General features: G+C 63.6%; 23 protein-coding genes. 15 read left to right on the top strand and 8 right to left on the bottom strand.

Features of this window, described 5'->3' with window-relative positions; translation table 11 throughout:
- Nucleotides 1–153 precede the first annotated feature (153 nt).
- From coxB to rnhA, 12 genes are all read left to right on the top strand, one after another.
- Nucleotides 154–1,020 carry a cytochrome c oxidase subunit II gene (gene coxB / locus IG197_RS07720; RefSeq protein WP_067964583.1) on the top strand — a complete coding sequence of 289 codons (867 nt, stop codon included), beginning with the start codon at nt 154–156 and terminating at the stop codon, nt 1,018–1,020.
- A gap of 37 nt (nt 1,021–1,057) precedes the next feature.
- A complete protein-coding gene (gene ctaD, locus IG197_RS07715; RefSeq protein ID WP_067964581.1) occupies nt 1,058–2,707 on the top strand; it encodes a cytochrome c oxidase subunit I in 1,650 nt (549 codons plus the stop codon).
- 75 nt (nt 2,708–2,782) lie between these two features.
- On the top strand, nt 2,783–3,724 hold the full coding sequence (locus IG197_RS07710) for a heme o synthase (protein ID WP_067964579.1): 942 nt from the start codon (nt 2,783–2,785) through the stop codon (nt 3,722–3,724).
- Nucleotides 3,724–3,882, top strand: a complete 159-nt coding sequence (locus tag IG197_RS07705) for a hypothetical protein (RefSeq protein WP_169808282.1) — start codon at nt 3,724–3,726, stop codon at nt 3,880–3,882. The genes IG197_RS07710 and IG197_RS07705 overlap by 1 nt, the downstream gene beginning before the upstream one ends.
- A gap of 8 nt (nt 3,883–3,890) precedes the next feature.
- Nucleotides 3,891–4,523, top strand: coding sequence for a cytochrome c oxidase assembly protein (locus IG197_RS07700; RefSeq protein ID WP_067966957.1), 633 nt, complete (start codon nt 3,891–3,893; stop codon nt 4,521–4,523).
- A 1-nt stretch (nt 4,524) separates the two neighbouring features.
- Nucleotides 4,525–5,415 carry a cytochrome c oxidase subunit 3 gene (locus tag IG197_RS07695; RefSeq protein ID WP_067964577.1) on the top strand — a complete coding sequence of 297 codons (891 nt, stop codon included), beginning with the start codon at nt 4,525–4,527 and terminating at the stop codon, nt 5,413–5,415.
- Nucleotides 5,416–5,500: 85 nt separating this feature from the next.
- The gene (locus IG197_RS07690) at nt 5,501–5,989 is read left to right on the top strand and encodes a murein L,D-transpeptidase family protein (RefSeq protein ID WP_192318054.1); all 489 of its coding nucleotides are present in this window, start codon (nt 5,501–5,503) and stop codon (nt 5,987–5,989) included.
- Complete coding sequence (locus IG197_RS07685; protein ID WP_192318052.1) at nt 5,986–6,372, top strand: DUF983 domain-containing protein; 387 nt, start codon at nt 5,986–5,988, stop codon at nt 6,370–6,372. Before IG197_RS07690 ends, IG197_RS07685 begins: the two co-directional genes overlap by 4 nt.
- A complete protein-coding gene (locus tag IG197_RS07680; RefSeq protein ID WP_192318050.1) occupies nt 6,369–7,124 on the top strand; it encodes an SURF1 family protein in 756 nt (251 codons plus the stop codon). The genes IG197_RS07685 and IG197_RS07680 overlap by 4 nt, the downstream gene beginning before the upstream one ends.
- A gap of 154 nt (nt 7,125–7,278) precedes the next feature.
- Nucleotides 7,279–8,289: a 4-hydroxy-3-methylbut-2-enyl diphosphate reductase gene (gene ispH, locus IG197_RS07675; protein WP_067964572.1), complete on the top strand. Its 1,011-nt coding sequence runs from the start codon at nt 7,279–7,281 to the stop codon at nt 8,287–8,289.
- Nucleotides 8,289–9,251 (top strand): homoserine kinase, encoded by a 963-nt coding sequence (locus IG197_RS07670; protein ID WP_067964570.1) that lies wholly within the window; start codon nt 8,289–8,291, stop codon nt 9,249–9,251. Before ispH ends, IG197_RS07670 begins: the two co-directional genes overlap by 1 nt.
- Nucleotides 9,248–9,697, top strand: a complete 450-nt coding sequence (gene rnhA, locus IG197_RS07665) for a ribonuclease HI (RefSeq protein ID WP_067964568.1) — start codon at nt 9,248–9,250, stop codon at nt 9,695–9,697. Before IG197_RS07670 ends, rnhA begins: the two co-directional genes overlap by 4 nt.
- Nucleotides 9,698–9,772: 75 nt before the next feature.
- Here rnhA and IG197_RS07660 read toward each other — a convergent pair whose 3' ends face one another.
- A complete protein-coding gene (locus IG197_RS07660) occupies nt 9,773–10,258 on the bottom strand; it encodes a peroxiredoxin (protein WP_154386006.1) in 486 nt (161 codons plus the stop codon).
- A 135-nt stretch (nt 10,259–10,393) separates the two neighbouring features.
- The gene (locus IG197_RS07655; RefSeq protein WP_246765333.1) at nt 10,394–11,200 is read right to left on the bottom strand and encodes a protein-disulfide reductase DsbD domain-containing protein; all 807 of its coding nucleotides are present in this window, start codon (nt 11,198–11,200) and stop codon (nt 10,394–10,396) included.
- A gap of 148 nt (nt 11,201–11,348) precedes the next feature.
- Here IG197_RS07655 and IG197_RS07650 point away from each other — a divergent pair, with 148 nt between their 5' ends.
- Nucleotides 11,349–11,957 (top strand): YqgE/AlgH family protein, encoded by a 609-nt coding sequence (locus IG197_RS07650; protein WP_067964563.1) that lies wholly within the window; start codon nt 11,349–11,351, stop codon nt 11,955–11,957.
- Here the strand turns inward: IG197_RS07650 and IG197_RS07645 are convergent.
- From IG197_RS07645 to thrC, 4 genes are read right to left on the bottom strand one after another with little or no spacing between them, the layout of a single operon-like run.
- Complete coding sequence (locus IG197_RS07645) at nt 11,948–14,836, bottom strand: EAL domain-containing protein (protein ID WP_067964562.1); 2,889 nt, start codon at nt 14,834–14,836, stop codon at nt 11,948–11,950. The genes IG197_RS07650 and IG197_RS07645 overlap by 10 nt on opposite strands.
- A gap of 2 nt (nt 14,837–14,838) precedes the next feature.
- On the bottom strand, nt 14,839–15,435 hold the full coding sequence (locus tag IG197_RS07640) for a GNAT family N-acetyltransferase (RefSeq protein ID WP_067964560.1): 597 nt from the start codon (nt 15,433–15,435) through the stop codon (nt 14,839–14,841).
- A gap of 15 nt (nt 15,436–15,450) precedes the next feature.
- On the bottom strand, nt 15,451–16,743 hold the full coding sequence (locus tag IG197_RS07635; RefSeq protein WP_067964558.1) for a pitrilysin family protein: 1,293 nt from the start codon (nt 16,741–16,743) through the stop codon (nt 15,451–15,453).
- A 14-nt stretch (nt 16,744–16,757) separates the two neighbouring features.
- Complete coding sequence (gene thrC, locus IG197_RS07630; protein ID WP_192318048.1) at nt 16,758–18,155, bottom strand: threonine synthase; 1,398 nt, start codon at nt 18,153–18,155, stop codon at nt 16,758–16,760.
- 127 nt (nt 18,156–18,282) lie between these two features.
- On the opposite strand from thrC, the gene IG197_RS07625 reads away from it, so the two are divergent.
- Nucleotides 18,283–18,879 (top strand): hypothetical protein, encoded by a 597-nt coding sequence (locus tag IG197_RS07625; RefSeq protein WP_067964554.1) that lies wholly within the window; start codon nt 18,283–18,285, stop codon nt 18,877–18,879.
- Nucleotides 18,880–18,979: 100 nt separating this feature from the next.
- Here IG197_RS07625 and IG197_RS07620 read toward each other — a convergent pair whose 3' ends face one another.
- Complete coding sequence (locus tag IG197_RS07620) at nt 18,980–19,675, bottom strand: FMN-dependent NADH-azoreductase (RefSeq protein ID WP_192318046.1); 696 nt, start codon at nt 19,673–19,675, stop codon at nt 18,980–18,982.
- 139 nt (nt 19,676–19,814) lie between these two features.
- Here IG197_RS07620 and IG197_RS07615 point away from each other — a divergent pair, with 139 nt between their 5' ends.
- The gene (locus tag IG197_RS07615) at nt 19,815–20,696 is read left to right on the top strand and encodes a LysR substrate-binding domain-containing protein (protein ID WP_192318044.1); all 882 of its coding nucleotides are present in this window, start codon (nt 19,815–19,817) and stop codon (nt 20,694–20,696) included.
- 4 nt (nt 20,697–20,700) lie between these two features.
- On the opposite strand, the gene IG197_RS07610 is transcribed toward IG197_RS07615, so the two are convergent.
- A complete protein-coding gene (locus IG197_RS07610; protein ID WP_192318042.1) occupies nt 20,701–21,282 on the bottom strand; it encodes an ABATE domain-containing protein in 582 nt (193 codons plus the stop codon).
- Nucleotides 21,283–21,285 lie beyond the last annotated feature (3 nt).

Genomic DNA, 21,285 nt, shown 5'->3' with positions numbered 1-21,285 from the left:
CGCGCAAAAATGCCGCACGGGTTAAGCCTCTGCTTCCTTGCGGTTATAAAGAGAGTATGGTTTGAACCTCCGAACGTCTCTGGGATTCCCGTCCCGGAGCGGCACGATGTCCTTGCGGCTACGCCCGCACGGAAATGGGAGATACAGAGGGCGATGAGAAAGATCTTTGCTAGCGCCGTCGCGGCGACTGCTTCCCTTGCCAGCGTCGCGGCCTATGCGGCTCAGCCGACGCCTTGGCAAACCACTTTCCAGCCGGCCGCGACCGGCATCATGGAACAGATCACCTGGTTCGAGCACTACACGCTGTGGTTCATCGTTCCGATCACGCTGTTCGTTCTTTTCCTGTTGGCCTATTGCATCTTCAGGTTCCGCGCGAGCGCCAACCCGGTGCCGTCGCGCACCAGCCACAACACGCTGATCGAAGTCATCTGGACCGTCGGTCCGGTCGTCATCCTGCTGTTCCTGGCCATTCCGTCGTTCCAGCTCCTGACGGCGCAGTATTCGCCGCCGGAAGACGCCAAGCTGACGATCAAGGCGACCGCCAACCAGTGGAACTGGGACTACGAGTACCAGAACGCCGAGCCGCTCTCCTTCAACTCGGCGATGCTCGCCGATGCTGACCGCGCCGCGGCCGGCAAGGAAGACAGGGCCGCGTATCCGCGCCTTCTCGCCGTCGACAACGAAATCGTCGTCCCGATTAACACGCTGGTTCGCGTGCTCGTCACCGCCAGCGACGTCATCCACGCCTTCGCCATGCCGGCCTTCGGCGTGAAGACGGACGCGGTGCCGGGTCGTATCAACGAGATCTGGTTCAAGGCTGAGAAGGAAGGCCTCTATTACGGCCAGTGCTCCGAGCTTTGCGGCAAGGACCACGCCTACATGCCGATCGCAATCCGCGTCGTCTCAGACGCACAGTACAATACGTGGCTTGCCGCCGCTAAGACCGATCTGCCGGGTGCCAACAAGGCGCTGATGGCCGAGACGGACGGTGCGGCCAAGGTCGCGGCCGCTGGCAACTGAGCCGCGGTAGAATAGGGATCAGGGAACGGAGCGGAACATGGCAGGCGCTGCAGCTCACGACCATCACGACCACAAGCCGAAGGGCTGGGTTCGGTGGGTGTACTCGACCAACCACAAGGATATTGGAACGCTCTACCTGATCTTCGCGATCATGGCAGGCTGCATCGGCGGCTTCCTGTCCGTCATGATGCGCTGGGAACTCGCCGAGCCGGGTATCCAGATCTTCCACGGCCTGGCCTCGATGGTCTACGGCGTTGAAGGCGACTCGGCGATCGACGCCGGCAAGAGCATGTTCAACGCGTTCACGACGGCCCACGGCCTGGTCATGATCTTCTTCATGGTCATGCCCGCGCTGATCGGCGGCTTCGCCAACTGGATGGTTCCGATCATGATCGGCGCGCCTGACATGGCGTTCCCGCGCATGAACAACATCTCGTTCTGGCTGCTTCCGCCCGCCTTCATCCTGCTGATCCTCTCGGCCTTCATGCCGAGCGCTCCCGGCGCCCACGGCGTCGGCGGCGGCTGGACGATCTATCCGCCGCTCTCGACCTCGGGCCAGCCCGGTCCGGCCATGGATCTGGCGATCCTGTCGCTGCACATCGCCGGCGCGTCGTCGATCCTGGGTGCGATCAACTTCATCACCACCATCTTCAACATGCGCGCTCCGGGCATGACGCTGCACAAGATGCCGCTATTTGCCTGGTCGGTGCTGATCACCGCCTTCCTGCTGCTGCTGTCGCTGCCGGTCCTGGCAGGTGGCATCACCATGCTTCTGACCGACCGCAATTTCGGCACGACCTTCTTTGCGCCTGAAGGCGGCGGCGACCCGATCCTGTTCCAGCACCTGTTCTGGTTCTTCGGTCACCCGGAAGTGTACATCCTGATCCTGCCGGGCTTCGGCATCGTCAGCCACATCGTGTCGACCTTCTCGCGCAAGCCGATCTTCGGTTACCTCGGCATGGCCTACGCCATGGTCGCCATCGGCGCCGTCGGCTTCGTCGTGTGGGCTCACCACATGTACACCACCGGCCTGTCGCTCGACACGCAGCGCTACTTCGTGTTCGCCACGATGGTCATCGCGGTTCCGACCGGCGTGAAGATCTTCTCGTGGATCGCCACCATGTGGGGCGGCTCGATCACCATGAAGACGCCGATGATCTGGGCGATCGGCTTCATCTTCCTGTTCACCGTCGGTGGCGTCACCGGCGTGCAGCTGGCCAATGCCGGTCTCGACCGTTCGCTGCACGACACCTACTATGTCGTGGCGCACTTCCACTATGTGCTGTCGCTGGGTGCCGTGTTCGCGATCTTTGCGGCCTGGTACTACTGGTTCCCGAAGATGACCGGCTACATGTACTCGGCGGCCATCGCCAACACCCACTTCTGGGTGACGTTCGTCGGCGTGAACCTGATCTTCTTCCCGCAGCACTTCCTCGGCCTCGCCGGCATGCCGCGCCGCTACATCGACTATCCGGATGCCTATGCCGGCTGGAATGCGGTGTCGTCCTACGGCTCCTACATCTCGGCCATCGGCGTGCTGATCTTCCTGTTCGGCGTCTTCGAAGCCTTCTCCAAGAAGCGCGTCGCCGGTGCCAACCCCTGGGGCGATGGTGCGACCACGCTCGAATGGCAGCTGCCTTCGCCGCCGCCCTTCCACCAGTGGGAACAGCTGCCGAAGATCAAGTAAGGCACTGATTGAACTACGAAGCCGCCGGCAAGACCGGCGGCTTCGGCCAAACGGAACGACTGGACGTAAGTACGCATGGCCCTTGTCCACAACCGGTTTGACGATCAAACCATCCGCATGTCGGAAGCGACGGCGGGCGATTTCTTCGCCCTGCTGAAGCCGCGCGTCATGTCGTTGGTGGTCTTCACCGCCTTTGTCGGCATGGTTGCCGCGCCTGCCACCATCAACCCGTTCCTCGCCATCGTCGCGATCCTGGCGATCGCCATCGGCGCAGGCGCTTCGGGTGCGCTCAACATGTGGTACGACGCCGACATCGACGCCGTCATGACGCGGACCGCCAGCCGGCCGGTTCCGTCGGGCAAGGTGACGCCGCATGAAGCGCTGACCTTCGGCCTCGTGCTCTCGGCCCTTTCGGTGATGACGCTCGGCGTCCTCGTCAACTGGCTTTCGGCAGCACTGCTCGCCTTCACCATTTTCTTCTATGCCGTCATCTACACGATGTGGCTCAAGCGCTGGACGCCGCAGAACATCGTCATCGGTGGCGCGGCCGGTGCGCTGCCGCCGATGATCGGCTGGGCCGCCGTGACCGGCTCGGTCAGTTTCGAGAGCGTCGTGCTCTTCCTCATCACCTTCCTGTGGACGCCGCCGCACTTCTGGGCGCTGGCGCTGTTCAAGTCGCAGGACTATGAGCGCGCCGGCATCCCGATGATGCCGAACGTCGCCGGCGAAGCCTCGACACGGCGCCAGATCTTCGCCTATTCGCTGCTGCTCGCCCCCGTCGGCGTGGCGCCCTGGCTGCTCGGCTACACCACTATTGGCTATGGCGTCGTTTCGCTGGCCCTGGGCGCAGGCTTTGTCTGGTACGCTTGGAAGGTTCTCCGGATGCCGGACAGCGACCGCGTGATGAAGCCCGCCAAGCAGCTCTTTGCATATTCGCTGCTGTATCTGTTCGTGATCTTTGCGGCCTATCTGGCCGACAGCATCATCGAGCGTGTCTTTGCGCTTGGAGGTGCATGATGTCGGACAAGGACCTAGTGACGCTCACCGACAAGCAGAGGAAGGCACGCCGCAGCCGCAACGTCGCCATCGGCCTGGCGCTGGCGGCACTCGTCATCATCTTCTATCTCGCCACCATCGCCAAGTTCGGCCCGGCCATTCTGGACCGGCCGCTATGAGCAACGGCATGACCGACGACACCAAGGCTGTCGACCTGAAGAAGCAGAGCTCCAACCGGATGGTTGCGGGCATGTGCGTCGCTTTCGTCGGCGGCATGGTCGGCATGGCATATGCCGCGGTGCCGCTCTACGCCATGTTCTGCCAGATCACCGGTTATGGCGGCACGACGCAGCGCGTCGAGCAATATTCCGACAAGATCCTCGACCGCGAGATCACCGTCCGTTTCGACGCCAATGTGTCGGGCGGCCTGCCGTGGGATTTCCAGCCCGTGGCCCGCGACGTCCAGATCAAGATCGGCGAGACCAAGCAGATCCATTACACGGCGAAGAACGTCTTCGACACGCCGACCCAGGGCCGTGCGACCTTCAACGTGACACCGGAGATCGCCGGCGCCTATTTCAACAAGGTCGAGTGCTTCTGCTTCACCGACACGACGTTGAAGCCGGGCGAAACGCTCGACATGCCGGTGGTGTTCTTCGTCGATCCGGAAATCGTCAACGTGCCTGAAATGAAGGACGTCAAGACGATCACGCTGTCCTATACCTTCTTCCCCATTGCGGGGGAAAAGCCTGTGGCTGTCGCGCCCAAGGTTGACGGCGAAGCGAAAAATGTTAATTCCGACGGAAAAGCCGGGGGCTGATATGGCAGACGCGCACGCGAAACCACAACACGACTATCACATCATCGATCCCAGCCCGTGGCCGTTCCTCGCCTCGCTGGGTGCGCTGATCATGGCATTCGGCGGCGTCGCCTGGATGCAGCATCTCAAGGGCGGCAGCTTCCCGGTCTTCGGCTACAACATGGCCGGCGCCAACTACTGGATCTTTCTGATCGGCCTGCTGATCGTGCTCTACACCATGTTCGGCTGGTGGTCGGATACGATCAAGGAAGGCAATGAGGGCCATCACACCCGCGTCGTCTCGCTCCACCTGCGCTATGGCATGATCATGTTCATAGCCTCCGAGGTGATGTTCTTCGTCGCCTGGTTCTGGGCGTTCTTCGACGCGGCGCTGTTCCCGAATGAAGCGCATCAGGTCATGCGCGCTGAATTCACCGGCGGCGTCTGGCCTCCGAAGGGCATCGAGATCCTCGATCCGTTCCACCTGCCGCTCTACAACACGATCATCCTTTTGCTGTCGGGCACGGCCGTGACCTGGGCGCACCACGCCCTGCTGCACAACGACCGCAAGGGCCTGGTCAACGGCCTCGCGCTGACGGTCGGCCTCGGCATCCTGTTCTCGTTCGTGCAGGCCTACGAGTACATCCACGCTCCGTTTGCCTTCAAGGACTCGATCTACGGCGCGACCTTCTTCATGGCGACGGGCTTCCACGGCTTCCACGTCATCGTCGGCACCATCTTCCTGCTGGTCTGCCTGTTCCGCGCCATGCGCGGCGGCTTCACCCCGAAGCAGCATTTCGGCTTCGAGGCAGCGGCCTGGTACTGGCACTTCGTCGACGTGGTGTGGCTGTTCCTGTTCGCCGCGATCTACATCTGGGGTTCGGTTGGCGGCACCATCGCCCACGGCCACTGATCGATCCGGTTCCTGTTGCAAGGCGGTCGCGGCAACGCGGCCGCCTTCTCTTTTTTTGGGCGCTTTCCCGGTGCAATCATCCGGCATGCCGACAAGACGCTTCGCCTGCATGATTACCCTGTTTGCCTCGACTATGACTGCGCAAGCGGGCGAGGTCGATCTCGTCCGCGTCGACAAGTCGGAGCGCCGGCTCGAGCTGCTTTCCGGCGACAAGGTGGTTCGCAGCTACGCCATGGTGCTCGGCGCGAACCCGATGGGGCACAAGGCGATGGAGGGCGACGAACGCACGCCCGAAGGCCGCTATCTGCTCGACTGGCGCAACCCGGAAAGCGGCTATTTCAGGTCGATCCACATCTCCTACCCGAATGTTGACGACGTGGCTGCGGCAAAGAGGGCAGGTGTCGAACCTGGCGGAATGATTATGATCCACGGCCAACCGAACGGATATGGCTGGTGGTCCTGGCTGATACAGATGTTCGACTGGACGAACGGCTGCATCGCCGTTACCGACGAGGACATGGCGGAGATCTGGCAGATGGTCGCAAACGGCACTCCCATCGAGATAAATCCATGAGCGAAGACCGAGCAATCTGGCCGCCGGTCGAGCCGATCGCGGCCGGGCTCAAGGGGCGCTGTCCGCGTTGCGGTGAAGGCAGGCTGTTCTCCAGCTTCCTGTCCGTCGGCAAGGAGTGCGGCGTCTGCCGGCTCGATTATTCCTTTGCCGATGCCGGCGACGGTCCGGCGGTGTTCGTCATCCTGATCATCGGCTTTGTCGTGGTCGGGCTCGCGCTGTGGCTCGAGGTCAATTATGGACCGCCGCTGTGGCTCCATCTGCTGTTGTGGATCCCTTTGACCGTGGCACTCGGCCTCGGCTCGCTGCGCCTCATCAAGGGCGTGCTGATAACGCTGCAGTATCGCAACAAGGCAGCCGAAGGGCGTTTGGACAAGGGCGAATGATCCAGGAAAAGACGATGACGGTCCCGGCGCGACGTTCCGGGCACGTGTTGATGCTCGTGCTCGGCACGATTGCCTTTGCGCTGCTGCTCGTGCTCGGCAGCTGGCAGGTCCAGCGGCTCTATTGGAAAGAGGAACTGATCGCGCAGATCGCCGAACGGACGAAGTCGCAGCCATTGCCATTGGCTGAAATGGAAGTGAAGTACCGCGCCACCGCCGACGTCGACTATTGGCCGGTCGCGCTATCGGGCACCTTCATGCATGACGGCGAGCGGCATTTCCTGGCGACATGGGAAGGCCAGTCCGGCTTCTACGTCTACACGCCGCTGAAGCTGGATGACGGCCGCTTCGTTCTGCTGAACCGCGGCTTCGTTCCCTACGACCTCAAGGACGCGACCAAGCGGCCGACCGGACAGGTGACGGGCCCCGTCAGCATCGTCGGGTTGGCGCGCAACCCGCTGGAGGGCAAGCCGGGTTCGCTGGTGCCCGACAACGACGCGGCCAAGAACGTCTTCTACTGGAAGGACCGCGACGCCATGGCGGCGAGCGCCGGGCTGCCTGCCGATGCGGTCGTGCTGCCGTTCTTCGTCGATGCCGACAAGACGCCCAATCCTGGCGGCTTGCCGGTCGGCGGGGTGACCATGGTCGACATGCCCAACAACCACCTGCAATACGCGGTCACCTGGTATGGGCTGGCGGCGGCGCTGCTGGGTGTCATGGGCGTCTGGCTGCTGCGTCGGCCCGACGGCAAATGACTGACCTTGCATGATCCCGGAATTCGGGATCGCGCACGGTTCCAGAGTGCCAGGGCGTCCTTTGCACGCCAAAGAAGACGCGCGGTGCTTCAGCCTCCCTTGACAGCAAGGGGGCACAGACATCATTTCGGCCCTGAACGAAGAAGCGGATCAGATGCTCCAGACGATTGCCAAACCGCCCCTGACGATCAGGCTCTGCCAGCCGCGCGGCTTTTGCGCCGGCGTCGACCGGGCGATCCAGATCGTCGTGCTGGCGCTGAAGAAATACGGCGCGCCGGTCTATGTCCGCCACGAGATCGTGCACAACCGTTACGTCGTCGAGGGGCTGCAGAATCTCGGCGCGGTCTTCATCGAAGAACTCAACGAGATCCCCGACGAGCATCACGACGCGCCGGTCGTGTTTTCCGCCCATGGCGTGCCGAAGTCGGTGCCGGCGGATGCGGTGGCGCGCAACCTGTTCTATCTCGACGCCACCTGTCCGCTGGTATCCAAGGTGCACAAGCAGGCGATGCGCCACCAGCGCAAGGGCCGCCACGTGCTGTTGATCGGCCATGCCGGCCACCCCGAGGTGATCGGCACCATGGGCCAGCTGGACGAGGGTGCGGTCACGCTGATCGAAACCGAGGCCGACGTCCGCAATTTCACGCCGGCCGATCCGGCAGCCCTTGGTTTCGTCACCCAGACGACGCTTTCGGTGGAGGACACCGCAGGCATCCTCAAGGCGCTGCAGGAGAAGTTCCCGGCGATGGAGGCGCCTGCCGCCGAATCGATCTGCTATGCCACCACCAACCGCCAGGACGCGGTCAAGGAAACGGCGCCGGGCTCCGACCTCTATCTCGTCGTCGGCGCGCCCAACTCGTCCAATTCGCGCCGCCTCGTCGAAGTCGCCGAGCGGGCAGGGGCCAAGATGTCGCTGCTGGTTCAGCGCGCGTCGGAGATCCCGTGGAACGACATCGGCGGCATCGCTACGCTGGGCCTGTCGGCGGGGGCTTCGGCGCCCGAGATCATCGTCGACGAGATCATCAACGCTTTCCGCGAACGCTTCGAGGTGAACGTGGAACTCGCCATCACGGCGACCGAGACGGAGGAGTTTCCGGTGATGCGGGTATTGCGCGACGTCGAGCTGACGCCAGCCGACATGGCCTTCGTCAACGGTAACGGCTGATGGCTGTCTATACCGACGTCGGCGAGGGCGAGCTCGAAGCGTTCCTGCGCAATTATCCGGTTGGCGAGTTGCTGTCCTACAAGGGCATTGCCGAGGGGACCGAGAACACCAACTTCCTGCTGCACACGACGACAGGGTCATACATCCTGACGCTGTATGAGAAGCGAGTCGACAAGGCGGACCTGCCGTTCTTCCTCGGCCTGATGCAGCATCTTGCCCACAAGGGCATTTCCTGCCCGCTGCCGGTCGACGGCAAGGACGGGAATGTCATCGGCACGCTGGCCGGCCGTCCGGCCGTCATCATCACCTTCCTGGAAGGCATGTGGTTGCGCCGGCCTCAGGTCGTGCATTGCCGCGAGGTCGGCAGGGCGCTGGCCGAACTGCACATCGCCGGCAGGGACTTTGCGATGACGCGGCCGAATTCGCTCGCCATCGATGGCTGGCGCAAGCTCTGGGATGCAGCACATCCACGTGCCGACGAAGTCGAGCCCGGGCTCGCCCGCGAAGTCGACGCCGACTTTGCCGAGTTCGAGAAGAACTGGCCAAAGAACCTGCCGTCGGGCGTCATTCACGCCGACCTGTTCCCGGACAATGTGTTTTTCCTCGGCGACAATCTGTCGGGCCTGATCGACTTCTATTTCGCCTGCAACGACGCCTACGCCTACGACCTCGCCACCTGCCTCAATGCCTGGTGCTTCGAGAAGGATTTTTCCTTCAACCTGACCAAGGGCACGGCCCTGCTGGACGGCTATCAGAGTGTCCGCCCGCTCAGCGCGGACGAGAAGGCAGCGCTGCCGATCCTGGCGCGCGGCTCGGCCCTGCGCTTCATGCTGACGCGGCTCTACGACTGGCTGACGGTGCCGGACGGCGGGCTGGTGATGAAGCGTGACCCGTCGGAATACATCCGCCGCATGCGCTTCCACCGGACGATCAAGACCGCCCAGGAATACGGACTGAAATGAAGCAAGTTGAAATTTTCACCGATGGCGCCTGCTCGGGCAATCCGGGTCCGGGTGGCTGGGGGGCGCTCATGCGCTACAAGGCCAAGGTCAAGGAGCTGTCGGGCGGCGAGGCGGAGACCACCAACAACCGTATGGAGTTGCTGGCTGCCATATCTGCCCTGAACTCCCTCAAGGAGCCGTGCGAGATCGACCTGCACACCGACAGCAAATACGTCATGGACGGGATCTCGAAATGGATCCACGGCTGGAAGAAAAACGGCTGGAAGACCGCCGACAAGAAGCCGGTCAAGAACGGCGAGCTGTGGCAGGCGCTTGATGAGGCCAACAGGCGTCACAAGGTCAAGTGGCACTGGGTCAAGGGCCATGCCGGCCATCCCGAGAACGAACGCGCCGACGAGCTGGCGCGTGAGGGTATGGCGCCGTTCAAGAGTGGCCGCAAGGCATAGGCCTTCTGCCAGGCCCGAGTGGGGCGCGCCGCCGTAAGGCCGCGCGCCCTTTTCAGTCTTGGAGCTGTGTCCGTCTCAGAGCTGTTCGAGAATGCGGGCCGCGCCCGAATCGACGGCCTGGCCGGGTGCGCCCTCGAGGTTGAGCTGGGCGACCTTGCCGTCTTCGACAATCATCGAATAACGCTTCGAGCGCAGGCCCATGCCGGCGGCCGAAAGGTCGGTGTCGAGGCCGATGGCGCGGGCGAAATCGCCGCTGCCGTCGGCGAGGAACTGCACCTTGCCTTCGCCGCCGCTGAACCGGGCCCAGGCGCCCATGACATGGACGTCGTTGACCGAAACCACCGCAATGGTGTCGACGCCGCGCGCGATGATCGCGTCATGGTTCTCGACATAGCCGGGCAGGTGGTTGTTGCTGCAGGTCGGCGTGAAGGCGCCCGGTACCGCAAACAGCACGACCTTCTTGCCGGCAAAGATTTCATCGGAGCTGATGCTCTTGGCGCCATCGGCGGTCATCGTCTTGAACGTGGCCGCTGGCAGCTTGTCGCCGATCGAAATGGTCATGAATTTCCTCGTAAGCGTAGAGTTCGAGTTGAAATCGGAAGGACGCGGCAATCACCTAGCGCAGATGTCGCCCGCGTCCAATGGCCAGCTGGATATAGGAAGCTGGACAGCTCTTTTCAGGGATAGGGTAAAAAGTCAGGGATAGGGCAAAAATCCCTCGACGGCGCCTGCAGCACTTGTCAGCGTGTAGGGCAGTCCCTTGCCGGCTGGCTTTGTGTCAGGGCGTTCGAGCAGCTTGACGGTGAACACCGCCTTGCCGCCCTCTATGTGCCGCTCGGGCGTGCCGAAGACGTAGCCGTCGACGCCGGCGACGAAGACATCCAGCTCATCGGCGGGACCAGGCGCCGTCGCGGTGATCGAGACATGCTCGCCTTCGGTCGGCTCCAGCGTGGCGCCGAAGTCCTCTTGTGCGGCACCGGGGAGGGCGGCAAGCGCCGTCTTCACCAGGATGGCATCGCCTGGATTGTCGGGATCGGCGGCGGGATCGACCTCAAGCGTGGCCTGCACCGGCACGCAGATCGTCTCGCAGACGCCGAGGAAGACGTTGGCGGTGATGGTCGCCGGTTCGCCCGGGGCGGCGACGGTAAAGCTCACGGGCAGGCGCACGGAGTGGTCGTAGCCGGCCCATTTGGCATAGCCGTCGTCATGACGGCGCGGCGCCGGGTAGGACAGGTCGACGCCCGATACGTTGCGGCTTGCCGAGACGTCGATCTGCGGCGGCACGCCGGAATTGCCGGGGTCCCGCCAATAGGTTTTCCAGCCGCGCTTGAGCTCGATGTCGAGCACGCCCTGCAGCTTGCCGGATGCATCAGGCGCCCCCGAGGTGACCAAGCGGAAACGGCCGCCATCGGCCTCGAACCAGGCTGACGAGGAGGCGTGGGCCGGGGCAGCGGCAAGCAATGCCGCGCAGAGGCCGATCGCGGAGTGGAGCGCAATTTTCATGGCGGTGATTTGATAGCCTCCCGCAGCGTCCGCAACAGGGGGCGCCAACACATCGCATCATTTTTGCGTGACGTTGCCTGTCAAAAGATGAATGCGTCGCGCCGTGCGCCATCTTTCAAGACGGCAGGAAACGCGTTACCTTCAAGCCATGGACCTCTTACGCCAGAAAAAGGGCGCCTCGCAGCGCGGTTTTCTCGACGATCAGTTCCTCATCGCCATGCCGGGGATGAAGGACGACAGGTTCTCGCGTGCCGTGATCTACATCTGTGCCCATAGCGACGAAGGCGCCATGGGTCTGATCATCAACCAGGTCCAGCCGCTGCTGTTTCCTGATCTGCTTGTGCAACTCGGGATACTCGACGAGCAGGAAGCGATCCGGCTGCCTGGCAAGGCCAAGGACTTCATCGTCCGCAATGGCGGGCCGGTCGACCGCAGCCGCGGCTTCGTGCTGCACAGCGACGACTACAAGGTCGAGTCCTCGTTGCCTGTCTCAGAAGAGATCTGCCTGACGGCGACCGTCGACATCCTGCGCGCCATTTCCGCCGGACGCGGGCCGCGCCATGCGCTGATGGCGCTCGGCTATTCCGGCTGGGGCGCCGGCCAGCTCGAAAGCGAAATCGCCGAGAATGGCTGGCTGACCTGCCCGGCGACGTCGGAGCTTCTGTTTGACACCGACATCGACCGCAAATACGACCGCATCCTGGCCACGCTCGGCATCGACCTTGCGCGGCTCAGCAGCGCTGCCGGTCACGCCTGAGCAAGCGGATACTGCTCTTTCAGCATCTTCAGCGCCTGGTCGCCGGGAACCGGCGCGCCGAACATGAAGCTCTGCACATATTCGCAGCCCATCTGCCGCAGTTCGAGCGCGTCGCTCTCGTCGGAGATGCCTTCGGCGACCACCGATAGCCCAAGCTCATGCGCCATGTTGACCATCGACTTGAGCAGCACCGCGCGCTTGGGTGAGGTGTCGTCGACGAAGCTCTTGTCGATCTTGATGGTGTCGAAGGGGAAGCGGGTGAGATAGGCGAGTGACGAATAGCCGGTGCCGAAATCGTCGAGCGACAGGCCGATGCCCAGCTGCTTGAGCTTGGTCAGCACGTGGTTGGTCTGCTCGGGATTGTCCATGACCAGCGATTCCGTCAGCTCCAGGCGGAAGCAGCGTGGCTTGAGATTGGCCCGTGCGATGACCGAGCGGACATCGCTGACGAGGTCGCGGCGGATGAGCTGGCGGCTCGACAGATTGACCGAAACCGACAGCGGCGCGTCGCTGATCTGCTTCTGCCAGTCGGCCAGATCCTCGGCGGCGCGCTGCATGGCGAACAGGCCGAGCTGGACGATCAGGCCGCAGCCCTCGGCAACGGGGATGAAATCGCCCGGCGGGATCATGCCGCGACGCGGGTGGTCCCATCTGAGCAGCGCCTCGAAGCCGGCGACGCTGCCGTCTTCCAGTCGCACGATCGGCTGGTAGGCGAGGGTGAATTCCTTGCGCTCGATGGCGCGGCGGAGGTCCGATTCGAGCTGCAGGCGATCGGTGCCGACGGTGCGGAAGGCCGGACGGAACGGTTCGATGCGGTCGCCGCCGAAACGCTTGGCCTGGTGCATCGCCAGTTCGGCGTCCTTGACCATGTCCTCGGCGGTCGCCTGGGCGGTTGTCCAGGTGATCAGGCCGACGGAGGCGGTCAGCACGATCTCGCGCTTGGCGAAGGTGATCGGCGCCTTGATCGCCTGCTTGATGGCGTCGGCGACGGCGGCGATGCGCGACGGATCCTGTTCCGACAACAGCATCAGCGCGAATTGGTCGCCGGCAAAGCGCGACAGCGAATCCTTGGGCTTGAGCAGCCGGTGCAGGCGGCGGGCGATGGTCAGAAGGATGGTGTCGCCGGCCGAAATGCCCAGGCCGTCATTGACCTGCTTGAAGCGGTCGATGTCGATGACGAACACCGACGGGCGGACCTTCTCTTCGGTGCGGGCGATCGAGATGATCGCCTCGAGCCGGTTCATGAACAGCTCGCGGTTGGGCAGGCCGGTCAGGTTGTCGTGCACGGCGTCGTGCAACAGGCGCTCTTCGGATTTCTTCTGTTCGGTGACGTCGACCATGGTGCCGACGCAGCGGATGACCTCGCCATCGGAGCCGATGACTGGCCGCGCCTTGAGCTGGAACCAGTGGTAGTGGCCGTCGGCGCCGCGCAGGCGGAAGCTCTGCGAGACGCGGCCGCGGCGGTGCTCCAGCACGACGTCGAGCGTTGTGCGGAACGTATCGCGGTCGTCGGAATGCAGCACCGGCAGCCAGTTGCGGGCAGCACCGCCCAGGCTGTTCGGCGCAAGGCCGAGCTGGACCGAGACGTCGGGACGGGTGACCACGCGGTCGCGCAGCACGTCCCAGTCCCAGACGATGTCGCCGGAGCCGGAGATGGCGAGTGCCTGCCGTTCCATGTCGCTGAACAGGCCCTGATGGGCGCCGCCGCCGGCGAAGGCGTGCTGCATGACGGTGAAGCCGATCAACAGGATGATCAGGATCAGGCCGCCGCCGAGCGCCGGCTGGACGATGTCGTTGTCGAGGACGCCTGTTATCGCCATCCACGAGCCGCTGAGCCATATCAGCACCATCGCCCAACTGGGCACCAGCATGATGGCGCGGTCATAGCCGCGAATGCTGAGATAGACGATCAGGCCGAGGCCGGTGAGCGCGGTTGCCGCAAACGAGATGCGCGCGATGCCTGCGGCAACTGCCGGATCGATGATGGCGACGCCGGCGATCAGGAACAGGCCGATGATCCAGACGAAGGCGCCATAGCTGAAATGGCCATGCCAGCGGTTGAGGTTGAGATAGGCAAACAGGAACACGACGAAGGTGCCGGCAAGCGCCACCTCCGTGCCCGCTCGCCATATCTGCTCGTTGCCGGGGGATACCTCGATGACCTTGTTGAGGAAGCCAAAGTCGACGCAGATATAGGCAAGCACCGCCCAGGCAAGCGCTGCGGTGGCAGGAAACATCGAGGTTCCCTTGACCACGAACAGGATGGTCAGGAACAGCGCGAGCAGGCCGGCGATGCCGATGACGATGCCGCGGAACAGCGTGTAGGAATTGACGGTGTCCTTGTAGGATTCCGGATCCCACAGATAGACCTGCGGCAGCTTGGGTGAAGCAAGCTCGGCGATGAAGGTGACGACGGCACCCGGGTTGAGCGTGACCAGGAAGACGTCGGCGTCGGGGCTCGCCTGGCGGTCGACAGCGAGGCCTTCGGAAGGCGTGATGGCGGTGAGGCGGTTGGAGCCGAGGTCGGGCCAGAACAGGCCGGAGCCGACAAGCCGGAAGTGCGGCGCAACGATCAGGCGATCGAGCTGCTGGTCGGTGGTGTTGGCGAGCGCGAAGACGGCCCAGTCGCCGCTGGAGCGCTGGTCGTTGGCCTCAACCTCGATGCGGCGCACGATGCCGTCGGCGCCGGGGGCCGTGGAAACCTGGAAGTTCTCGCCCTGATTCCTGTAGATCTCGACCGCGCCCGTGAGATTGAGCGCGACGTCGTCACGGGAGATCTTGATCGGCTCCACGGCCAAGGCCTGCGACACCGCACAGACGCTCGCGACAACGGAAACGATGAGCGCAAACAACGGCGCCAGCAGGAAATGCTTCGACAAGTTCAGGCCTTCATGGTGACAGCTTGCGGGTCGTCCGCAATCAGTGCGTAGAGGTAGTGGTCATGCCATTCGCCGTTGATCCTGAGGTAGGATCGCAAAAGTCCTTCGCGCCGGAATCCGGCTTTTTCAAGCACGCGTACGGAGCGTGCGTTGTCGGGGATACAGGCAGCCTCGATCCGGTGCAACCGAAGCGTATCGAAGGCATGCCGCACGACCAGCTTGAGGGCATCGACCATCAGGCCCCGGCCGGCATATCGCTCGCCGATCCAGTAGCCGATATGCCCTGTCTGGGCGACGCCGTAGCGTATGTTGCCGAGCGTGATGCCGCCGACGAGCTTGCCGCTCGCATTTTCATAGATGAAGAAGGCAGCCGCGGTGCCCTGGATGAATTCATCCTGGTAGCGCGCAAGGCGAATGCGCCAGGCTGAACGGTCGAGTTCGTCGGGCGCCCAGCGCGGCTCCCACGGTTCGAGGAAAGAGCGGCTTTCCCCGCGCAGCGTGACCCATTCGTGATAGTCGCGCCAGTTTGGCAGGCGCAGATTGACGCGTTCGCCTCTCAGTGCCGGGGTATCGCGGCGAAAAAGCGAGAGCGAGAACATGCGTGCAAAAGCTGCTCAGACGGCGAGCTTGCGGGCGGTTGCCTGTGCGCCCGGCAGCGAGTCCAGGATTGATTCGTAAGGCGCCAGCGTGCCGACGGGACCAACCGCGGTGATGGTCGGGCGGGTCGAGAACAGCCGCGACGACAGGTCGGTCAGGCGGTCGACGGTGAGTGCGCCGAGCCGTTCCATCAGCTCTTCCTTGGCGATCGGACGGCCGAACAGCAGGAGCTGGCGCGCGATCTGCGAGGCGCGGCTGGAGCAGCTCTCGGCCGACATGATCAAGCCGGCGCGATACTGCGCGCGGGCGCGGTCCAGCTCTTCGAGCAGGATGTTCTCGCCTGTCCGCTGCAGCTCGTTGATGATGACGGGAATCAGTTCGGCGATGTCGCTCTGGCCGGTGGCGGCATGGATGCCGAAGATGCCGGTGTCGGAAAAGCCCCAATGGAAGGCATAGACCGAGTAGCAGAGGCCGCGCTTCTCGCGCACTTCCTGGAACAGTCGCGAGGACATGCCGCCGCCGAGGATCATCGACAGCACCTGCGAGGCGTAGAAGTCGCGCACATGGTAGGCGCGGCCTTCGAAGCCGAGCACGATCTGCGCGTCCATCAGGTCGCGGTCTTCGCGGAAGTCGCCGCCGACATATTGCGCATATTGCGGAATGGCGCTTTCGGCCTTGGAGCGGAAGTTGCCGAGGCGCTTTTCGACGTGGCGGACGAACTCGTCATGCTTGACGTCGCCGGCAGCGACCACGACCATCCGCTCGGCGCCGTATTGGCGGGTCATGAAGTCGTGAAGATTGGCGGAGGTGAAGGATTTCACCGTCTCCGGCGTGCCGAGGATCGAACGGCCGATGGTCTGGTGACGGAAAGCGGTTTCGGTGAAGCGATCGAAGACGATGTCGTCCGGCGTGTCGTGCGCGGCACCGATTTCCTGCAGGATGACGTGCTGCTCGCGTTCGAGCTCGTCCGGGTCGAACTCCGAATCCTGGAGAATGTCGGACAGGATGTCGACGGCCAGTGGCACGTCGTCTGACAGCACGCGGGCGTAGAAGGAGGTCGTTTCGACCGATGTGGCGGCGTTGATTTCGCCGCCGACATTTTCGATCTGCGAGGCAATCTGGAAGGCGGTCCGGTTCTTGGTGCCTTTGAAAGCCATGTGCTCGAGCAGGTGGGCCATGCCATGTTCGTCGTCACGCTCGTTGCGCGCGCCAGACTTGACCCATGTGCCGAGAGCGACTGTCTCTACGCTTGGAAGTGTTTCAGTGGCCACTGTCAGGCCGTTCGACAGACGGCTTACCTCAACACCCATATTACGCCTACTCCCTAATCCGCCACTCGTGTGCGGCGGCTAATGTAATCTTCCACCATTTTTATCTCTGATGGAAGTACCGTGAACTTTTCCTTACGTTCCATCAGCCCCGACAGCCATTTTGGCAAAGCAGGCTCGATGCCGCTGGCTGCAAGTACGGCGGCGGGGAACTTTGCCGGGTGCGCGGTGGCGAGTACGACCATTGGCACATCGCTTTTGGGCAGGCTGGACGCGACATGCACGGCGGTCGCTGTGTGGGGGTCGAGCAGGTAGCCGCTCTTGTCGAGCGTCGCGCGGATGGTCGCAGCGGTCTCGGTCATGTCGGCGCGCCCGGCACCGAACTCGCCGCGGATCGCAGCCAGCGCCGGGGCCTCGATGGTGAATGCACCGGACTGCTTCAGGCTGGCCATGTAGCGGCGCACCACCGCTGGATCGCGGTCGGAAGCCTCGAACAGCAGGCGCTCGAAGTTGGACGAAACCTGGATGTCCATCGATGGCGAGGTGGTGGCCACCACGCCGGTCTGGCGGTACTCGCCGCTCTTCAGCGTGCGGTCGAGAATGTCGTTGTCGTTGGTGGCGATGACCAGCTGGTCGATCGGCAGTCCCATCTTCTTGGCGGCATAGCCGGCGAAGATGTCGCCGAAATTGCCGGTCGGCACGGTGAACGACGCCGGCCGGTCGGGGGCGCCGAGCGAGATGGCGGAGGAGAAATAATAGACGATCTGGGCCATGATGCGGGCCCAGTTGATCGAATTCACGCCCGACAGCTGAACACGGTCGCGGAAGCCGTGGTCGTTGAACATGTCCTTCACCAGGCCCTGGCAGTCGTCGAAGTTTCCTTCGATCGACAGCGCATGCACGTTGGCGGCGTCGGAGGTGGTCATCTGGCGCTGCTGCACCGGCGAGACGCGGCCATGCGGAAACAGGATGAAGATGTCGGTGCGTTCGCGCCCGGCAAAGGCTTCGATCGCAGCGCCGCCCGTATCGCCCGAGGTTGCGCCGACGATGGTCGCGCGCTGGCCACGTTCGGCAAGCACATGGTCCATCAGCCGCGCCAGGAGCTGCATGGCGACGTCCTTGAAGGCGAGGGTGGGGCCATGGAACAGCTCGAGCACGAAGCTGTTGGCGCCGGTCTGGACCAGTGGGCAGACCGCTTCATGGCGGAACGTGCCATAGGCTTCGCGAACCAGGCGCTCGAAGACATCAGGCTTGATTTCGCCACCGAGGAACGGGGTCAGCAGTTTGATCGCGAGATCAGGATATCTCAGGCCTCGCATCGCCCGGATTTCGGCGGGGCTGAAAGTCGGCCACTGCGCCGGGAGGTAAAGGCCGCCGTCGCGTGCCAGGCCGGCAAGTACAGCATCAGAAAATCCGAGCGTGGGCGCTTCCCCACGGGTGCTCACATAGTGCATATCTATCCAATCCAAGGCTATGCGACCTGCTGCCTGTCGGCAGGACGGGAAAACTGCGCTCCGTCAGTCGCATTTTTGCCGCGCGGTTGATATAGAACGACTGCTTTGCGAGAGGGAAGTGCAGTTCATGGTGTTTCGTTTGATCGACGGCCGTTTTCTGACGGCTTTGGCGACCGCCGGCTTTATGCTCGCCGTCACAGGCTGCCAATCAGGCGGCAGCGGCGGCTTTTTTAGCCCTCCCGCCCCGAAGGATCCCAAGGTGATCGCGGCCGAAGAGGGCAAGATCCTGGCCAGCGAACTGCTTGCCTACTGCCCCAACATCACCTTGCGTGACGGCACCGCCTTCTTCAACAGCTATGCCAAGGGCGGCCAGGACGACCCAGCAAAGCTCGTCCATCAGTCGGCGATCACCGACGTCACCCGCAGCTGCACGCGCGCCGATGGCACGATGACCATCAAGGTCGGCGTTGCCGGCAAGGTCGTTGTCGGTCCTGCCGGCGGTGCCGGTACGATCACCATGCCGATCCGCGTCGCGGTGACCCGTGGCGAGGAGGTACTTTATTCCGAGCTGCACAAGAACGCCGTGCAGGTGACCGATCCGTCGGTGGCGACACAGTGGGTGTTCACCGTGCCGAACATCAACATCCCCAATCCGACGGCGCGCGACATCGTGATCTATGTCGGCTACGACGAAGGTCCGGCGAAGAAGCCCGCCCAGCAGTAACGTCTCGGCCAGACGATCCGGAGCGCCGCGAAGCACGCAGCACCGGTTCGCATGCCAGAAGCGCCCGCGTCCAAAGGAGGACGCAGGCGCCGGCAATGCCTCAAGCGGCGTTTCGCTGCTGTCGTTCCCTGACCAGTGTCTCGACAAGCGCGTCGACCTCGGCTTCGGCCTCTTCGATCGACGCCTTTAGTCTGGCGTCGGCGAATTCGTCGAACTCGATTGCCACCGACCTGATGTCGGTGATCCCGATGTAGTTGAAGGCGGTCGCGATGCTGGCCTCGACGTGGTTGAGCGCCTCGATCCTGCCGCCCTTGCCATAGCCGTGGTCGCCGCGCGAAGACAGGATGACGAGTGTCTTGCCGGCGCCGGCGAGCAGCGGCCAGTAGGGATCGCCTAGCCGCGACCGGTCGAAGCCGAAGGTGCGGCCGACCCGCACGATGTTGTCGATCCACGCCTTGAATTGTGCCGGCGGCGCGAAATTGTACATCGGCACGCCGGCAACGATGATGTCGGCCGCAAGCAACTCGTCGATCAAGACATCACTTTCGGCAAGCGTCTCGCTCATCCAAGGCAGGCGTTGCTCCGGCTTGGTGAACGCGGCGTGGATCCAGGCGCCTGACACCGGCTGTGGCGGCTGCTGGCCGACGTCGCGATAGACGATGTTTTCATCGCTTCCATGCGTGGCGCGCCATGCCAGTGCAAAACGCGCGCCGAGGCGCCGGCTGTGCGATCCGAACGGATTCTCGGCTGAAGAATGCAGCCGAGCGCTGGCGTCGATATGCAGGATCCGGGTCATTTCAGGGGTTCCCATAAGATAGAGGAATTCATGTGAGCGCGCGTGGTGCGTTGGCGTCCGCTCGCGTTCCATATGCAAATAGTGGGTGATATGGTGCGTGGCGAAATCGAATTCGTCATGCAATGGATGAGTTGAAATCATGCATCGCCAACTGCCTCCGCTTGCGACGCTGCGTGCCTTCGAGGCCGCCGCCCGGCATGCGAGCTTCAAGCAGGCCGCTTGGGAACTGGGGGTTACGCCAACCGCCATCAGCCACCAGATCAGGCTGCTGGAGCAAACTCTGGCCTTGCGGCTGTTCGATCGCCGCACGCGGCAGGTGGTGCTGACGCGTGAGGGGCGTGAGCTTTACCCGGTGCTGCGCGACGGTTTCGACGCGTTCGCCGAAGCGCTCGACCGTGTCTCGGAGCGCCGCCGCAGCGTGGTCACGCTTTCGGCCACGACCTCATTCACCGCGCGCTGGCTGGTGCCACGGGTGGCGTCGTTCCGTGAGCGATACCCAGCTGTCGACCTCAGCCTGCATGCGTCGGACGATCCTGTCGATTTTCGCACCGGCATCGCCGACGCTGCCGTGCGGTATGGTCGCGGGCCCTTTCCGGATCTCAGTTCTACCTGGCTGATGGCCAATCGCTTCGCGCCGGTGTGCAGTGCCCGCCTGGGCTTGAAGACGCTTGACGACATGCGCCACGTCACGCTGCTCCATTCGCGATGGAGGCACCCGAATGCCGACACGCCGACATGGCGGCGCTGGTTCGACGCGGCTGCGGTTGACGGCGTCGACGCCGATGCCGGCATCAGCTTCAACGACGACGGCCATGCCGTGCAGGCGGCGGTGGCCGGGCAGGGGGTGGCGCTGCTCAGCCTCGTGCTCGTCGCCGACGATCTTGCGTCAGGCGTTCTGGTCCAGCCGTTCGGGCCGACCATCGATGGTTATGATTTCCACCTCGTCCATCCCAGGACGCCGCGACCGGAGGTGCGCATGCTGAGCGAGTGGCTGCTCGATGCGCTGGGTTCAGGGCATTGAACGTTCAGCTGTCCTTGTGGCGCTGGTAGTAGCGCGCGACGCGCATGCGGTTGCCGCAGCGCGCCGCAGCACACCAGCGTCGGCGACTGCTCGCCGGCAGAAACAGCATGGTGCAATCCTCGGCTTCGCATTTGCGGATGGTGCCGACGCCGGGGTCGGTCAGCACAAGTGCCACTGCTTCGGCAAGATGCGCGGCGAGATCGGCGATGACCGAGCCGGTGCGCCTTGGCGCCACCGCCAGTGACGACCCCGACCATCGCAGTTCGAGATAAACCGGCGCAGCAGACAGCGTCCGGTTGAGTTCGCGCAGGCTGGCGTCTGAAGGCGCCTTGCCGTGCCTGATATTGTCGACGAGCTGGCTCGCAGTTTTGCGCACCGCGTGAATGGCGGCGAGGTCGGTTTGCGACGCCTCTGCCAGAACGTTCCCGCCATATTGTGCCAGCCGCTCGCCCTGCAGCGCCACCCAGGTCCGCAACCCGTCAGGCGTCGCCAGATGGTCGATGCTGTCGGTGCCGCTGCGTGCGCGCGTGTTGATCAGGTCCAGCCCAAGCAGCTCGCCGGTGAGAGGGGGGGTGTCGGGGCTCATGCT

It is taken from the genome of Aminobacter sp. SR38 (assembly GCF_014843375.1).
Lineage (GTDB): Bacteria > Pseudomonadota > Alphaproteobacteria > Rhizobiales > Rhizobiaceae > Aminobacter > Aminobacter ciceronei.
The sequence above is the reverse complement of the archived record's forward strand: the minus strand, read 5'-3'. Positions and strand labels throughout refer to the sequence as shown.

Coding starts and splice junctions, on each gene's coding strand:
- coxB (WP_067964583.1), top strand. CDS start 154: ATGAGAAAGATCTTTGCTAGCGCCGTCGCGGCGACTGCTTCCCTTGCC.
- ctaD (WP_067964581.1), top strand. CDS start 1,058: ATGGCAGGCGCTGCAGCTCACGACCATCACGACCACAAGCCGAAGGGC.
- IG197_RS07710 (WP_067964579.1), top strand. CDS start 2,783: ATGGCCCTTGTCCACAACCGGTTTGACGATCAAACCATCCGCATGTCG.
- IG197_RS07705 (WP_169808282.1), top strand. CDS start 3,724: ATGTCGGACAAGGACCTAGTGACGCTCACCGACAAGCAGAGGAAGGCA.
- IG197_RS07700 (WP_067966957.1), top strand. CDS start 3,891: ATGACCGACGACACCAAGGCTGTCGACCTGAAGAAGCAGAGCTCCAAC.
- IG197_RS07695 (WP_067964577.1), top strand. CDS start 4,525: ATGGCAGACGCGCACGCGAAACCACAACACGACTATCACATCATCGAT.
- IG197_RS07690 (WP_192318054.1), top strand. CDS start 5,501: ATGCCGACAAGACGCTTCGCCTGCATGATTACCCTGTTTGCCTCGACT.
- IG197_RS07685 (WP_192318052.1), top strand. CDS start 5,986: ATGAGCGAAGACCGAGCAATCTGGCCGCCGGTCGAGCCGATCGCGGCC.
- IG197_RS07680 (WP_192318050.1), top strand. CDS start 6,369: ATGATCCAGGAAAAGACGATGACGGTCCCGGCGCGACGTTCCGGGCAC.
- ispH (WP_067964572.1), top strand. CDS start 7,279: ATGCTCCAGACGATTGCCAAACCGCCCCTGACGATCAGGCTCTGCCAG.
- IG197_RS07670 (WP_067964570.1), top strand. CDS start 8,289: ATGGCTGTCTATACCGACGTCGGCGAGGGCGAGCTCGAAGCGTTCCTG.
- rnhA (WP_067964568.1), top strand. CDS start 9,248: ATGAAGCAAGTTGAAATTTTCACCGATGGCGCCTGCTCGGGCAATCCG.
- IG197_RS07660 (WP_154386006.1), bottom strand. CDS start 10,258: ATGACCATTTCGATCGGCGACAAGCTGCCAGCGGCCACGTTCAAGACG.
- IG197_RS07655 (WP_246765333.1), bottom strand. CDS start 11,200: ATGAAAATTGCGCTCCACTCCGCGATCGGCCTCTGCGCGGCATTGCTT.
- IG197_RS07650 (WP_067964563.1), top strand. CDS start 11,349: ATGGACCTCTTACGCCAGAAAAAGGGCGCCTCGCAGCGCGGTTTTCTC.
- IG197_RS07640 (WP_067964560.1), bottom strand. CDS start 15,435: ATGTTCTCGCTCTCGCTTTTTCGCCGCGATACCCCGGCACTGAGAGGC.
- IG197_RS07635 (WP_067964558.1), bottom strand. CDS start 16,743: ATGGGTGTTGAGGTAAGCCGTCTGTCGAACGGCCTGACAGTGGCCACT.
- thrC (WP_192318048.1), bottom strand. CDS start 18,155: ATGCACTATGTGAGCACCCGTGGGGAAGCGCCCACGCTCGGATTTTCT.
- IG197_RS07625 (WP_067964554.1), top strand. CDS start 18,283: ATGGTGTTTCGTTTGATCGACGGCCGTTTTCTGACGGCTTTGGCGACC.
- IG197_RS07620 (WP_192318046.1), bottom strand. CDS start 19,675: ATGACCCGGATCCTGCATATCGACGCCAGCGCTCGGCTGCATTCTTCA.
- IG197_RS07615 (WP_192318044.1), top strand. CDS start 19,815: ATGCATCGCCAACTGCCTCCGCTTGCGACGCTGCGTGCCTTCGAGGCC.
- IG197_RS07610 (WP_192318042.1), bottom strand. CDS start 21,282: ATGAGCCCCGACACCCCCCCTCTCACCGGCGAGCTGCTTGGGCTGGAC.